Source organism: Sorangium sp. So ce204 (genome assembly GCF_051526795.1).
Taxonomy (GTDB): domain Bacteria; phylum Myxococcota_A; class Polyangia; order Polyangiales; family Polyangiaceae; genus Sorangium; species Sorangium cellulosum_B.
Genome location: NZ_CP150317.1, coordinates 11,452,127 through 11,465,772, shown reverse-complemented (window position 1 = coordinate 11,465,772; position 13,646 = coordinate 11,452,127). Strand labels below are relative to the sequence as shown.

The 13,646-nt window shown below is 74.6% G+C and carries 10 protein-coding genes; 5 read left to right on the top strand and 5 right to left on the bottom strand.

Features of this window, described 5'->3' with window-relative positions; translation table 11 throughout:
- Positions 1–41 precede the first annotated feature (41 nt).
- Entirely contained in the window at positions 42–1,544 is a 1,503-nt protein-coding gene (locus WMF22_RS43185; protein WP_437301674.1) for an amino acid permease, read from the bottom strand.
- Between the two features lie 289 nt (positions 1,545–1,833).
- On the opposite strand from WMF22_RS43185, the gene WMF22_RS43180 reads away from it, so the two are divergent.
- From WMF22_RS43180 to WMF22_RS43160, 5 genes are read left to right on the top strand one after another with little or no spacing between them, the layout of a single operon-like run.
- Positions 1,834–2,829 (top strand): alpha/beta hydrolase, encoded by a 996-nt coding sequence (locus WMF22_RS43180; RefSeq protein ID WP_437295754.1) that lies wholly within the window; start codon positions 1,834–1,836, stop codon positions 2,827–2,829.
- Between the two features lie 21 nt (positions 2,830–2,850).
- A complete protein-coding gene (locus WMF22_RS43175) occupies positions 2,851–5,913 on the top strand; it encodes a PEP/pyruvate-binding domain-containing protein (protein WP_438033520.1) in 3,063 nt (1,020 codons plus the stop codon).
- Positions 5,910–6,890 carry a pseudouridine synthase gene (locus tag WMF22_RS43170; protein ID WP_437295752.1) on the top strand — a complete coding sequence of 327 codons (981 nt, stop codon included), beginning with the start codon at positions 5,910–5,912 and terminating at the stop codon, positions 6,888–6,890. Before WMF22_RS43175 ends, WMF22_RS43170 begins: the two co-directional genes overlap by 4 nt.
- Complete coding sequence (locus WMF22_RS43165) at positions 6,887–7,666, top strand: hypothetical protein (protein WP_438033519.1); 780 nt, start codon at positions 6,887–6,889, stop codon at positions 7,664–7,666. The genes WMF22_RS43170 and WMF22_RS43165 overlap by 4 nt, the downstream gene beginning before the upstream one ends.
- A gap of 34 nt (positions 7,667–7,700) precedes the next feature.
- Entirely contained in the window at positions 7,701–8,378 is a 678-nt protein-coding gene (locus tag WMF22_RS43160) for a tetratricopeptide repeat protein (protein ID WP_438033518.1), read from the top strand.
- A 97-nt stretch (positions 8,379–8,475) separates the two neighbouring features.
- Here the strand turns inward: WMF22_RS43160 and WMF22_RS43155 are convergent, their stop codons facing one another.
- From WMF22_RS43155 to WMF22_RS43140, 4 genes are all read right to left on the bottom strand, one after another.
- Entirely contained in the window at positions 8,476–9,033 is a 558-nt protein-coding gene (locus tag WMF22_RS43155) for a nuclear transport factor 2 family protein (protein ID WP_438033517.1), read from the bottom strand.
- Positions 9,034–9,432: 399 nt separating this feature from the next.
- Positions 9,433–10,317: a 3-hydroxyacyl-CoA dehydrogenase family protein gene (locus WMF22_RS43150; protein ID WP_438037327.1), complete on the bottom strand. Its 885-nt coding sequence runs from the start codon at positions 10,315–10,317 to the stop codon at positions 9,433–9,435.
- A 32-nt stretch (positions 10,318–10,349) separates the two neighbouring features.
- Complete coding sequence (locus WMF22_RS43145; protein WP_438033516.1) at positions 10,350–10,865, bottom strand: hypothetical protein; 516 nt, start codon at positions 10,863–10,865, stop codon at positions 10,350–10,352.
- A 127-nt stretch (positions 10,866–10,992) separates the two neighbouring features.
- Complete coding sequence (locus WMF22_RS43140; protein WP_437295747.1) at positions 10,993–13,464, bottom strand: AAA family ATPase; 2,472 nt, start codon at positions 13,462–13,464, stop codon at positions 10,993–10,995.
- Positions 13,465–13,646 lie beyond the last annotated feature (182 nt).

The window sequence follows — 13,646 nt, the reverse complement described above, 5'->3', positions numbered from 1 at the left end:
TTTCTCTGTGGGCTGCTGCGTCCCTCTCTTCCGCCGGATCCCTACGGCCCGCCGCGCGCGGTGATCTGCCCGACGGCCCGCTCCGCCTCCGCAATCTCCCGCTCTCGCTGCTGGATCATCACCCCCTGGGGCGGGCCCTGGAAGCGGCGGCGCTCCAGCGCGAACCAGACGATGGCCGTCACGGCGAACACGATGAGCATGATGCCCAGGGCCTTGTCGTTCGGCGGCTGGACGCTCACCACGATCAGCATCAGGCACGCGAGGACGCTGATGATCGCGAGCGGCCGGTACAGCGGGCCGAGGTCCCACGGGCCCATCTTCACCCAGGTGCGGCCGTAGGCGCGCACGCCCATCATCGTGGGCATCACGTACGAGATGTAGAGGAAGATCACGCAGACGGCCGTGATCGTCGAGTAGACGGGCGTGTACACGGTGAAGCCGATCGTCAGCGCGCTGACGACCCAGATCGCCGTCGCCGGCGTCCGGAACCTCGGGCTCACCTTGCGCAGCTGCTCCGAGAGCGGCAGCCCGCCGTCGCGGGCGAACGCGAAGGTCATGCGGGAGGCGGACGTCACCGTCGCCAGCCCGCAGAGGTACTGGGCCACCGAGATGCCGGCGTAGAGCGCGATCCGGAGGTTCTCCGGGATGACGCGCTCCATGACCCAGAAGAAGACGCCGCCGCCCTTCGACGCCGCCTCATCCATGTCCGGGATCGCGAGCACGATCGCGCTCAGCATCAGCGCCCCGAAGACGCCGGAGACGAGCACCGCCCGGACGATGCCCCGCGGGACCGTCTGCGCCGCGCCGATCGTCTCCTCGGACGTGTGCGCCGACGCGTCGTACCCCGTGATCGTGTACGCGGGCAGGAGGAAGCTCAGGAGGAACAGCGTGGTCATGCTGCCCGTCTCCGGCCACACGTCGCCTCCCTTCGGGCCGCTGTAGTTCGTGAACGTGACGAGCCGGCTGGCGTCGATCGCGGGCGCGTAAAAGAGCATCGCGGCGGTGAGGACCACCGAGACGACGAGGATGAGGTACCCGCTGAAGTCGGTGAGCAGCGTGGTGACGCGGATGCCGAGGTGATTGAAGAGCGCCTGCGTCCCCGTGATGAGCGTGACCCCGACGGCCTGCGTCACCAGCGCGCGATCCGGGGACATCGCGGCGAGATCCACGCCGAACAGCGGGCCGAGCGAGCTCATGATGAACAGGTAGGCGCCGACGTTGATGGCCGCGAGGACGGTGATCAGCCCGATCAGGTTGAACCACGCGGTGGCCCAGCCGAAGCCCCGGCCGCCGAGGATCGAGGCCCAGTGGTACAGGCCGCCCGCGGTCGGGAACGCCGACGCGACCTGGCCCATCGTGAGCGCGATACAGAGCGTGAGCGCGCTGCACACCGGCCAGCCGACGCCGATGCCGGCGCCGCCGACGCTGCAAAAGCCCATCTGGAACGACGTGATGCCGCCCGCGATGATGCAGATGATCGAGAACGAGATAGCGAAATTGGAGAAGCCCCCCATCCTGCGCAGCAGCTCCTGCGCATAGCCCATGCTGTGGAGCGTCTTCACGTCGTCCGCGATCACGCCCTCCACGCTGCCCGGCGCGCCGCCTGGGCGCGGCCCGACGTCCCCCTTCGTCTCACGGCTCATGAGCGGTCCCCTTTCGTCACGGGTCTCTCGCCCGGGGCCGACGGAGCCGTTCGGGCCTCGTCAGGATCGGCGCGCCTCGCCGATGAGCGCTCCCCCGTTGAGGGCCTCCGCCCGGACCCATGCAGCCTACATGGGGGCATGTGGGCCTGCCCAGGGCTGCGCCCGCGCCGGGCTGCTACCCTCGCCGCCGATGGCCGCCACGACGATCCCCCCGCTCTCGCGCAGGCGCGCGCTGCTCGGCCTCGCCGCGCTCGCCGCGCCCTCGTGCCGGCGAGGCTCCTCACCGCCGGCGCCGGAGGAGGCGGCGCCCTCGGCCTGGAGGGATCTCCGGTTCGAGCCCGCCTCCGAGGGTGAAGGCCCGCCCGCCTCCGAGGGTGAAGGCCCGCCCGCCTCCGAGGGTGAAGGCCCGCCCGCCTCCAAGGGTGAAGGCCCGCAGCGCGCGCTGCTCCTCGCGCCCGAGGCCGCGCCGGCGCCGCCGCTCCTCGTCGCGCTGCACGGGCGCGGCGAGGCGGTGCGCGGCCTCGAGGTCGGCGCGCGCGGCTGGCGCGACGACTACGGCCTCGACGCGGCCCTCCGGCGGCTCCGCTCGCCGCCGCTCACGCCGGACGATCTCGGGCAGATGGTCACGCCCGAGCGGCTCGCGCAGCTCAACGCCTCGCTGAAGGAGCACCCCTACCGCGGGCTTTGCATCGCCACGCCGTTCACGCCCGACCTCCGCGACCGCTCCGTCGAGGCGGCCGCGGGCTTCGGCCGTTTCCTCGTCGAGCGCCTCGTGCCGCGGGCGCGCGCCGAGGGCGGCTGCCAGGCCACGCGCGAGGCCACCGGCATCGACGGCGTGAGCCTCGGCGGCCGCCTCGCGCTGCTCGTCGGCCTGTCGTTCCCCGACGTCTTCGGCGCGGTCGGCGCCCTGCAGCCCGCGCTGCGGGCGGGCGAGGCGGAGATGTTCTCCGCGCTCGCGCGCCGGGCCATGGAGCGCCGCGCTGTCGCGCTCCGGCTCGTGTCGAGCGAGGCCGACCCCTTCTTGCCCGCCATCCAGGCGCTCAGCGATCGGCTGCGGCAGGACGGCGTGACCCACACCCTGCTCGTCGTGCCCGGCCCGCACGACTACGCCTGGAATCGGGGGCCGGGCGGCGTTGAAATGGTGCTCTGGCACGAGCGGATCCAGCGCGGTTTGCCGCCGCCGTGATCGCGGCGGCCCGGCCGTCACATGCCCCTGACCCAGGCCGCCGAACCGTGTTACTCCCTCGGCATCGACGTGGCCGACCCCACACGCACCGCCCGCGCCGACGGCGCGACCGATCCGCCCACCGTGCGCGAGTGGCTCAAGCCGCTCGAGAGCGCCGGCCTGCGCCGCCACACGAGCGCGAAGCGCGTCGGCGGCAAGGCGGCCTCGCTCGGCCGCTTGCTCCGCGACGGCTTCCCGGTGCCGCGCGGGTGGGTGCTCGATGCGCGGTGCTTCACGGAGCTCGTCGACCGGCAGCTGCCGCCGGGGCACGACCTCGCCACGCTGATCCGGCTCTCGGGCACGAGGGCGGGCGTCGACCGGGCGGCGCGCGCGCGCGACCGCATCCTGAGCGAGCCGCTGCCCGAGGCGCTCTCGACCGCGCTGCGGGCGCTCTGGCAGGCCGTCGAGCAGGAGGCGCCGTGGGGCCTCGCGGTGCGGTCCAGCGCCACGTGCGAGGACAGCGAGGAGACGTCGATGGCGGGGCTCGCGACGACCGTGCTCGGCGTGCGCGGCGAGGCCGCGCTCGACGCCGCGATCCGGCAGGTCTGGGCGAGCGCCTTCCTGCCGCGCGCGCTCGCGTACCTCGCGCACGCCGGCGTCCGCGACGTCGCGATGGGCGTCGTGCTGCAGGTGATGGTGCGCGCCGAGGCCGCGGGCGTGCTGTTCACCGCGCCCCCGCCGGGGCTCGAGGGCGAGCACTGGCACGCCGGCGAGCGGCTCGTGAACGCCACGCTCGGGCTCGGCGCGCCGGTCGTCGACGGCGCCGCGGCGGCCGACACGATCCGGCTCGCGCGCGACGGCGGCAGGGTCGTCGCGTCGGCGGTGGCGCAGAAGCGGCGCGCGCTCGTCGTGGGCGCGGCCGGGCTCGAGGAGGTCCCGGTGCCCGAGGCGAGCACCGAGCAACCGGCGCTCGGCGAGGCCGCGCTGCGACAGCTCGCCGAGCTCGCCGAGCGGCTCGAGCAGGGCGGCAAGGGCCCGTTCGACGTGGAGTTCGCCGTCGAGGCGGTCGAGGAGGGCCCGCCCGGCGCGGCGCTCGTGGTCGACGGGGAAGCGCCGTCCCACCCGCCGGAGGCCGCCGCCGCGGCGGGCGCATCCTCCTCGGCAGCGTCGGAGGGCGGCGAAGGCGCGCCCTCCCCGGCGGCGCGGGAGGCCGGCGAAGGCGCGCCCTCCCCGGCGGCGCGGCGCGTGTGGCTGCTCCAGGTGCGCCCGGTGAGCGGCGGCGGCTTCCCCGAGGGCGGCGACGCCGACACGATCTGGTCGCGCGCCAACGTGGGCGAGGCGCTCCCCGGCGCGGCGACGCCGCTCACCTGGTCGGTCGCGCGGGCGTTCTCCGACCGGGGCTTCCGCGAGGCGTTCGCCGCGCTCGGCTGCCGCGTGCCGCGGGGCGCGCGCCTCGTGGCCAACGTGCACGGGCGCTTCTACCTCAACCTCACCGCCTTCATGCGGATCGCGGCGCAGGTCCCGGGGCTCTCGCCGCGCGCGCTGCTCGGCATGAGCGGCGGGGCGAGCGAGGCGCTCATCGCGCGGCTCGCCGAGCAGAGCGAGGGCGTCTCGCGGCGCGGCTTCTATGCGCGGCTGCCGCTCACGGGGCCGCGGCTCCTCCTCCGGCAGGCGCGGCTCGAGCGCGAGGTGGCGGCCTACGAGGGCGAGGCGCTCTGGGCGCAGCGCGCCCTCTCCGAGCTCGACATGACGCTCCTGCCGGACGACGCCATCGGCACCACGCTCCGGAGCGTCTTCCTGCTGCTCGAGCGGACCGGCACGCGGATGCTGCACTGCGCGTCGGCGTCGCTCGCGAGCCACCTCGCGCTGTGCAAGGCGCTCGAGCGCATCGCGGGCCGCCGCGCCTCCGCGCGCTCGGCCTCCGGCGAGGCGCACCTCGACGCGCCTGCCGGGCGCGCGGAGCCGAACGTCGAGCACCTGGCGCAGGTGCTCGCGGGCGGCGTGCGCGAGCTCGACAGCGCGGGGCCGGGCATCGAGCTCGCGCGGGTCGCCGAGCTCGTCATGCAGGATCGGACGGCGCGCGAGCGGCTCCTCGCCGGCGGGGTCCTGTGGCCGCGCGACCTGCCCGAGGGGCCGGCGCGCGACGCGTACGCGCGGTTCCTCGACGCCTACGGCGATCGCGCCGTGCGCGAGGCGGAGCTCGCGACGCCGCGCTGGCGGGAGGACCCGTCGCCGGTCGTCGCGATGCTCACGGCGTCGCTGCGCGGCGCGCCGGGCGATCCGGAGCGCGCGCTGGCGCGCGCCCGGGCGCTCGCCGATCGGGAGATGGCGATGCTCGAGACGCGCGTGCCGCGGCTGGAGCTCGCGCTCCTGCGCACGCTCGTCGGCCGCGCGAAGCGCTACGTGCGCCTGCGGGAGCGCATGCGCACGTGGGTGACGCGCGTCCTCGGCATGCTGCGCAGGGTCGCGCTCGACATCGACCGGCGCCTCCGGCGCCTCGATCCCTCGCTGGAGCCCGGGAGCGTCTTCTTCTGCACCTACGAGGAGCTCGCGACGGCGCTCTCCAGCGGCCGCGCCGACGTGGGCCACCTGGTCCGGCTGCGGCGCGCCGAGCACCTCCGCGACGCCGCGCGCCCCGATCCGCCGGCCACCTTCATCGGCCGGCCGCCGCCGGTCGTGCTGCCGCCCGCGTCCGGGGAGCGCCTGCTCGGGCTGCCGGCGAGCCCTGGGGTCGTCGAGGGGCGGGCCCGCGTGCTCGAGCCGGGCGCCTCGGCGCTCGACGCGGTGGCGCCGGGGGAGGTGCTGGTCGCGCGCACGACCGACGTCGGCCTCTCGCCCCTGTTCCTCGTGGCCGCCGCGGTCGTGACCGAGCTCGGCGGCCCCATGTCGCACGCCTCGATCGTCGCGCGGGAGTACGGCATCCCCGCGGTGGTGAACGTCCCCGGCGTGACGCTGGCGATCAAGACGGGCGATCGGCTCCGCATCGACGGCGATCGCGGCGTGGTCGAGCGCCTGGACGAGCGCGCCTCGCCGACGTCGCCGGGCGTCGTCGCCGGGGGAGCCCCTGGCGGCGGCGCTGCCCCGCGCGCGGCGCCGCCCGGATGACGGCCGCGCGCTTCCGCGTCGGGCCCTCGGACGGCCCCACGGTGGCCGACGTCCTCGAGCGCGCGGGCGGCGCGTCGCGGGGCCTTGCGGGCGCGGCGGCGGAGGGGCGCGCGTTCCTGAACGGCCGGCGCGCGCGGCCCGGCGACGGCGTGGCCCTCGGCGACGAGCTCGCCGTGTGGCCGGCGCGGCGCGACGCGCCGGGGGCGCCGCCGGTGGAGGTACTGGCGCGCTGGGGGGAGCTCCTCGTCGCGTCGAAGCCTGCGGCGCTGCCGACGGAGCCGGAGCGGCGGGGCACGCGGTCGCTGGTCACGGAGGTCGCGGAGCTGCTCGGGCTGCGCGACCTGCCGCACGCCGCCTCGCGGCTCGACGTCGGCGTGAGCGGCGCGGTGCTGTGCGCGACGGGCGCGCGGGGCCGGCGGCACCTGGCCGCGATGCGCGAGGCGGGGCGCATCGCGCGGGTGTACGCCGGCGTCGCCGGCGGGCGCGTCGAGGGGTCGGGCACGTGGGATGCGCCCATCGGCGCGGCGCGGTCGCGGGGCGGGCGCAGCCTGCCCGCGGTGGGCGGCGCCGGGGCGAGGGACGCGTCGACGCGTTACCGCGCTGTCGCCTCGGCGGGCGGCGGCGCGGCGCCGGCCACGCTGCTGCGCCTGGACCCGGTGACGGGCCGCACGCACCAGCTCCGGGTGCACGCGGCGCACGCGGGGGCGCCGCTCCTCGGCGATCGCGACCATGGAGGAGCCCGATCGGTGACCACGGCGAAGGGGCGGGTGATCCCGCTCTCGCGCGTCGCGCTGCACGCCTTGCGCGTCACGGTGCCGGACGAGCGCGGCGAGCTCTGCGCGGCGATCGCCCCGGTGCCGGACGAGCTCCGCGAGCTCTGGGTGGCGCTCGACGGCGACGGCTCGACGTGGGAAGAGGTGCTCTCCGCGACGCTCGAGGTGGCCCTGCCGCTCGGGCCTCCTCCCGGTGCCCGATGACCTCGCCTCGCCCTCTCACCCGCGCCGCCCTGGGGCTCCTCGCTGGCCTTGCGCTTGCCGCCGCCGGCGTGGTCGCCGTCGCCGAGCCGCAGGCTCCGCCATCCCGCGCGGGGTATGCGCCGGACCCTGCCCCGCGGCCCAGCGCGAAGCAGTGGGTCTTCGACGTGCACTACGCGAAGGGGAGGGGCTCGATCGTGCGGGTGCGGCCGGTGGCGCTCGACCGGCCTCTGGCGACAGCGCGGGTGATGGGCCGGTTCGCGATCGAGCTGTACGTGGGCCAGGAGCTGCTCGATCGGGTCCGCTTCGACGTGCCGCTGACGGGGGACGCGCCGGAGCGGCCGCCGGGCGCCCTGCTCCGCCGTCCGACGTTCGACAGCGGCGTGACGACGCGGCTGCGCGTGCAGATGGCGGACAACCCGCGCGCGAGCTGGGCCAAGCTGGTGGACCGGAAGACGGGCGCGGAGGAGCGCTTCTTCTGGCCGCCGGAGCCGGACGGCCGGCTCGTGTCGCTGAGCGCGCAGGGCGGGGTGGCGCTCGACGGCGGCGCGCCGGGGGATGCGGGCAAGCTGCCTGCGGACGCCGGGGGGCAGGCGGATGCGGGCTTGCCGGACGCTGGCCCCGATGGGGGCTTTCCGCCGGTGGACGCGGGGTGGCCGGACGCGGGCTTTCCGCCGGTGGACGCGGGGTGGCCGGACGCGGGCTGGCCGCCGGTGGACGCGGGGCGGCCGCCGGATGCCGGGTTGCCGCCGGATCCGTTCAGGCCGCGGCGGAAGTAGCGCGCCCCGCCCGAGCTGCGGTACCTTGGCGGGCATGCAGGACCGCTCGCTCGCTGTCGTCGCATCGCTCGCCCTCGCTGTCGTCTTCTCCGCGGCGCCGGTCGCCGCCCAGCCGCCCGCGGGCAAGGAGACGCCGCAGGCGGCCGCATCTGAGCCGGCGGCGGCCGCGCCCGACGCTGCTTCGTCGCAGCGCAAAGATCCCAGCGGGCACACAGGCATCAGCCCCTACACGGAGCAGGTCCTGAAGGGCCAGGCGTCGTTCGTTGCGCGCGACATCCCCGGCGCGATCGCGGCGTTCCAGGAGGCGATCAAGCTGGATTCCTCGAAGATGCTCGGCTTCTACCTGCTCGGCGAGGCGATGCTCGAGTCCGGCAACATGGCCGAGGCCGAGACGGCCTGGACCACGGCGCTCGGCAAGAAGGGCACGGAGGAGCTCCACGCCAAGGTGCTCTTCTGCATCGCCGATCTGCGCGAGCGTCAGAAGAACTGGCAGGCCGTGAAGGAGGCGTGGGGGGCCTACAGCGCGTACCTGACGAGCAACCCGAAGGCGACCGGCTATCCGGCGACCGCGGCGGAGCGGCAGAAGCAGGTCGACCGGCGGATGAAGGACGAGAAGGACTACGCCGCCGTCAAGGAGCGCATCGTCCAGCGCGAGGCCGAGCGCCAGAAGGAAGCCGAAGAGAACGCCAAGAAGGACAAGCTGAACCGGTAGCGCGCCCTCGGCCGCGCGCGGCGCCCGCCGCGGCCCCGATCGCGCCGTCGATGCGGAGCGCCCTGCGCGCGGCGAGGCGACGCCGTCCCGCACCGCCTCAGGGGGCGGGCGAGTCGACGCGCATGAACGAGAGGGTGCGGAACGTCCGCTTGCTGAGCTTCCACCCGGAGGGCGTCCGGACCGCCTCGTTCTCGTAGGTGCCGTGCGCCACCTGGACGCTGCTCAGGGGGTCATAGACGTGCGTCGCGATCAGGTACGAGGTGATCTTCGCCCGGTTGCCGCCGGGGAGGATGTCGACACGGACGTTGCTGATCAGGTGCTGTGTGCCGACATAACCGGAGTCCGCGAACAGGACATCGATGAAGTCGGCCCAGGCCTCGGCGCTGGGCACCGAGACGACCGGCGGATCATCCGGAGCGGCGCCGGCTTCCCAGATGAGGACCGGGGCGTCCGGCGTGAAGCACCTCGAATAGATCTGCTTGCCCGTTGCCAGATCCCCGCGGCCGATCGCGTCGGTCCCGGCCGCGTAACAGTATTCTAGCTGCTCGATCTCTTGCACCGCCTGGAGCGCAGGCACGCCGTTCGGGGGCGTGCCCTCCGCGGGCCTCGCGAGCGACACGGTGACGGCGCCTGCCAGCGCGAGCGCGGAGACCAACGGGATGACACGACGCACAATGCCGCTGAGACCATCGCTGTTCGTACTCAAGGAGCTCACCCCTTTCGTTGGGTTCCCGAGTCGTCAAGAATCAACCTGACAATATAAATGTGTGAACAGGCCCGGTCAAGCACGGCCAGCGAAGGGCGTTACGTCGTTACGTCGTTACTCCTTCTTCAATGTCGGCTTCAATGTCGGCTTCAATGTCGGCTTCAATGTCGGCTGGAGGCACGATGATGCCCCCAGAGGGCGTATCGATTTCGGACCTGCGAACACGCGGAGAACACCCTCTACCGCGCGCCCGGGAACCTGCCGGAGCCACCTTGGCTCACCTGCGTATTCTTCCGAGGAACCGTATTCTGAGGAGGCGTATCAAGTAGCGAGCTGGCGCCGCGCTCCCTACCCGCGACGCCAGCCGTCGCTGGGCTGGGCCCCCGCCTCCGTCCACCGATAGAACCCTTCGCCCGTCTTCTTTCCGAGCTTCCCCGCCCGCACCATCTGCCGCAGGATCACCGGCGGCCGGAACTGCTCCCCCACCTCGCGGTGCAGGTGCTCCAGGATGGCGAGCCGCACGTCGAGCCCCACGAGGTCCGTCAGCTTGAGCGGCCCCATCGGGTGCCGGTACCCGAGCTCCATCGCCCGATCGATGTCGACCGCCGACGCCACCCCGGCCTCCAGCATCCGCATCGCCTCGGCGCCGAGCGCCACGCCGAGCCGGCTCGTCGCGAAGCCGGGCGTGTCGTTCACCACGATCGGCGTCTTGCCCAGGCGCCTCGCCACCGAGAGCGCCGCCGTCACCGTCGCCTCGTCGGTCTCGAGCCCCCGCACCACCTCGATCAGCTCCATCACCGGCGGCGGGTTGAAGAAGTGCAGGCCGATCGTGCGCCCGCCCGCGTCGAGCCGGCGCCCGAGCTCGGTGACGCTCAGGCTCGACGTGTTCGTGCCGAGCAGCGCCCGCTCCGGCGCCGCCGCCTTCACCCGGCCGAGCACCTCGACCTTGAGGTCCATCCGCTCGGGCACCGCCTCGATCACGAGATCGGCGTCCGCCGCCGCGCGCTCGAGATCCGGCGACGCCACGAGCATCCCGATCATCTCGCTGCGCGCCTCGTTGAGCATCTTGCCCTTCTGGACGAGGCGATCGGTCGCGCGCTTGATGTCCTCGATCGCCGCGCCGATCCGCGCGGCGTCGACGTCGTAGAGGCGCGTCACGTAGCCGGCGATCGCCGTGACCTGCGCGATCCCCTGGCCCATCGTGCCCGCGCCGAGCACCAGCACCGCGCGCATGCGCGCTGCGGGGGGGTCCACCGCGATCTCGCTCACTTCGACGGAGCCGGGGCGCCGTCCTTCTGCCGCGCCTCCATGCGCTTGCGCACCAGATCCACCTCCTGCGGCGTCAGCTTGCGCAGGTTCGCCGGGCCCGGCGCGGCGGTGCCGGCCGCGCCGGCGCGCAGGGTCTCCGCGGCCGCCCCCGCCGCGGGCCCGGTCGGCGCCGCCGGGCGCGCGCCGGGCTGCGCCGCAGGGCGAGCCTCGGCGGTCGCCGGGCGGGCGCCAGCGGGGGCGGGGCGAGCGCCGGCCGCGGCCGGACGAACCTCGGCCGCGGCCGGGCGGGCGCCCGCCGGCGCGGCCTGCCCCGCGGCGCCGTCGTCGTCGCTGCTCAGCGCGAGAAACGTGACGCCAGCCACCACGAAGACCGCGAGCCCCAGCACAGGGACCCAGTTCGGGGTGGGCGGCTCGTCCGCCGGCAGCGCGCGGGCGGGCTCCCCGTCGAAGCCATGGTGATCGCTCACGTCGTGCGCCGGGGCCGCGTGAGCCTCGTGATGGGCCGTGCTCATGCGCGGACAGTTGCCGCACTTCGAAAGCGGCGTCGAGGGGGTTCCACGCGCTTCCACGTGCTTCCACGCGCTTCCACGCGCTTCCACGTCCCGCCCGCGCCCCGCCGGTCAGAACGGCCGGGCGCGCTCAGCCCGCGAGGCGCCGGTGGCTGTCGAGCGCCGCGCGCTGATCCTCGAGATCGTCGCCGTAGACGGCCTCGATCGCCTCCGCCGCGAGGCGGTGCTGCCGCTCCGCCGTCTCCTCCGGCTGCATCCCGTACGCGGCGTCGCGGATCAGCACGGTGCAGAACTCGAAGCGGTGCTCGCCCATCCGCGACCAGATCCGCTGCGCCTCGCCGAAGCGCAGGTGATCCACGAGCGCCGAGGCGTCCGGGATCATCCGGGCGAGCACGCGCGTGTCGAACTCGCGCCCCAGCACCGCGGCGGAGATCACCGTCTGCCGCGTCCGCGGCTCGAGCCGCTCGAGCCGCGCGACGAGCAGGCTGTTCACGGTCCGCGGCGGCATGAACCGGCTCGAGCGCGCGGCGTCGTGGGCCGACCCGTACCGCCCGTCCTCCAGCCAGTACGCGAGGATCTCCTGCGCGAAGAACGGGTTCCCTCCCGCGGTCTGCCCGAGCAGCGACCCGAGCATCGTGGGGAGCGGGCCGCCGAAGAACGGCTCCGCGAGCGCGAGCAGCCGCTCCGCCGGGAGCGGCGCGAGCTCGATCGCCTGCGACGGGATGCCGGCGTCGAGCGGGATGCGGGCGTCCAAGCCCTCCCCCGAGGACGCCGCCGGCCGCGCCGAGCAGATCACCGCCAGCGGCAGGTCCCTGCAGGCGGCCGTGATCGCGCGCACCGCGTCGAGCGAGGTCCGATCGGCCCACTGCGCGTCGTCGAGGTGCACCACCACCGGCTGCAGCGAGCTCTCCGCGACGAGCAGCGCGGCGAGCGCCCCGAGGACCTCGTCGCGCCCCTCGGCCTCGGCCCCCGCCTCCTGGCCGCGCAGCCTGAGCAGCCGCGCGAGCGCCTCGCGCGACCTGTCGATCCCGGCCCGCGCCTCGGTCCAGCTCTCGGGCAGCCGCTCCAGGAGCAGCTCCAGCGCGAGATCGAGCCCCGCCTGCTTGGCCCGCTGGCCGAGCTCCGACGAGATCCCGAGGTACTCCTTGAGCGCGAACTCGAACGCGTAGAGCGGGGTCCTCAGCGTCTGATCGCAGCGGGCCTCGATCCACAGGAGCGGGCGCATGTCCATGAGCTGCGCGCGCTGGTGGCGGTAGCTGTGCACGAGGTAGCTCTTGCCCATGCCCGCCTCGCCGAGGATGTACACGACGCCCGCGGAGCGCCCGGTGAACAGGGGCTCGAGCGCCTGCGTGAGCCGCCCGAGCTCGACCTCGCGGCCGATGGGGCCGAGGTCGTAGAACTCCTCCTGCACCGCGATGCGCCGCCGCTCGAGCGAGTAGACGAGGATCGGCAGATCGAACCCGTCGAACCGGAAGATGTTCTCCGTCGACCACTGGTGGCTCGCCTCGCCCGCGCGGAACGCCCGCTCGTCCGCCCAGATCGACGACGGCGCGGCCTTCCGCGCGATCTGCGCGGCGAGGTGGATGGCGCGGCCGACGCACGCGAACTCGCGGCGGCCCACGGCGCCGAAGAAGCCGACGAGGCAGCGCGCGCGGGTGACGCCCACCGCGAGCCGGGGCACGCCGAGGCCGTTGCTCTTCAGCTCGAGCGCGAAGTCGAGGGCGCGATCGTGGTCGCTCTCGTGCGCGACGGGCGCGCCGAAGTAGAACTGCGCGCCGAAGCCGCGCTCGGTCACGGTCATGCCGGCGAACGTCGCGCCGTACATCGCCGAGATCTCGTGCAGCTGCTGGAGGAGCTCCGTCGGGCTCTCCACCCGATCGAGCGAGACCGACACCGTCGTCACCTCGCGGATCTCGCCCTCCGGCGCGAGATCGCCCGCGCCCGGCGGCAGGAACGCCTCGACGTCCGCGTCCGTCGGGGCCGACGTGATCGTCAGCGAGGGGGGGCCGCTCAGGAGATCGGCCTCGTCGAGCTCCGCCACGCTCTCCCGCGCGCTCGCCGCGGGGAGCCGCTCGCGGAAGCTGCGATCGAGGTGGAGCTCGCTGTCGTCCGCCCCGCGGTCGGTCGCCTGGCAGGCCTCCATCGCGGGGCCGTAGATCAGGAAGTACGCGCGATCCGGGGCGATGCGCACGATCGTCCAGTGGACCGTGCCCCAGGCGAGCCCGATCCTGAACGGCGTCTGCGCGCCCCCGGCGCCCAGCGTGCGCCGCGCCGCGAGCTCCAGGAGGCTGCGCCGCATCGCGAGCGCCGCGCTGCGGGCGTGCCGGGTGACGTTGCGCCCTGGCCGATCGGGGAACAGCGCGGTGAACCCGCCCGCGGGCGACAGCGTCGCGACGAACCCGCCCGACTGGTGCACGGCCTCGAACAGCGGATCGAAGAACGAGCGCAGCGCGTCCGGATCGAGCGCCTGGCGCGCGATCATCTGCTCGGCGAGCTCCACGATCGCCGGCAGCGAGACGTGCAGGACAGCCGCGTCGACCGCTCCCGCGTATTGCCCTTCGGCGTCCTGTTCGAGGATGAAGTCCGGGACGAGCGGATTCATGTCGAAACTGTATCGGGTATCTCCGCCCGACACGAGCGCGGCGGGAGGGCCGCTCGATCCCCGGGCGAGCGCGCCCGGGGGGCGATGAAGCTGTTGTTACGGAAGCGCGCTGCGAGGGTCGTTCAGGACATGTGAAGGGAGGGGTGCGCAAGAGAGAGCGGGCGCGCGTGGGCGGAGGTCGG

What these genes read in the sequence shown, in the direction of transcription:
- WMF22_RS43185 (WP_437301674.1), bottom strand. Translation starts at nt 1,544, where the DNA reads ATGGGCTATGCGCAGGAGCTGCTGCGCAGGATGGGGGGCTTCTCCAAT.
- WMF22_RS43180 (WP_437295754.1), top strand. Translation starts at nt 1,834, where the DNA reads ATGGCCGCCACGACGATCCCCCCGCTCTCGCGCAGGCGCGCGCTGCTC.
- WMF22_RS43175 (WP_438033520.1), top strand. Translation starts at nt 2,851, where the DNA reads ATGCCCCTGACCCAGGCCGCCGAACCGTGTTACTCCCTCGGCATCGAC.
- WMF22_RS43170 (WP_437295752.1), top strand. Translation starts at nt 5,910, where the DNA reads ATGACGGCCGCGCGCTTCCGCGTCGGGCCCTCGGACGGCCCCACGGTG.
- WMF22_RS43165 (WP_438033519.1), top strand. Translation starts at nt 6,887, where the DNA reads ATGACCTCGCCTCGCCCTCTCACCCGCGCCGCCCTGGGGCTCCTCGCT.
- WMF22_RS43160 (WP_438033518.1), top strand. Translation starts at nt 7,701, where the DNA reads ATGCAGGACCGCTCGCTCGCTGTCGTCGCATCGCTCGCCCTCGCTGTC.
- WMF22_RS43150 (WP_438037327.1), bottom strand. Translation starts at nt 10,317, where the DNA reads ATGCGCGCGGTGCTGGTGCTCGGCGCGGGCACGATGGGCCAGGGGATC.
- WMF22_RS43145 (WP_438033516.1), bottom strand. Translation starts at nt 10,865, where the DNA reads ATGAGCACGGCCCATCACGAGGCTCACGCGGCCCCGGCGCACGACGTG.
- WMF22_RS43140 (WP_437295747.1), bottom strand. Translation starts at nt 13,464, where the DNA reads ATGAATCCGCTCGTCCCGGACTTCATCCTCGAACAGGACGCCGAAGGG.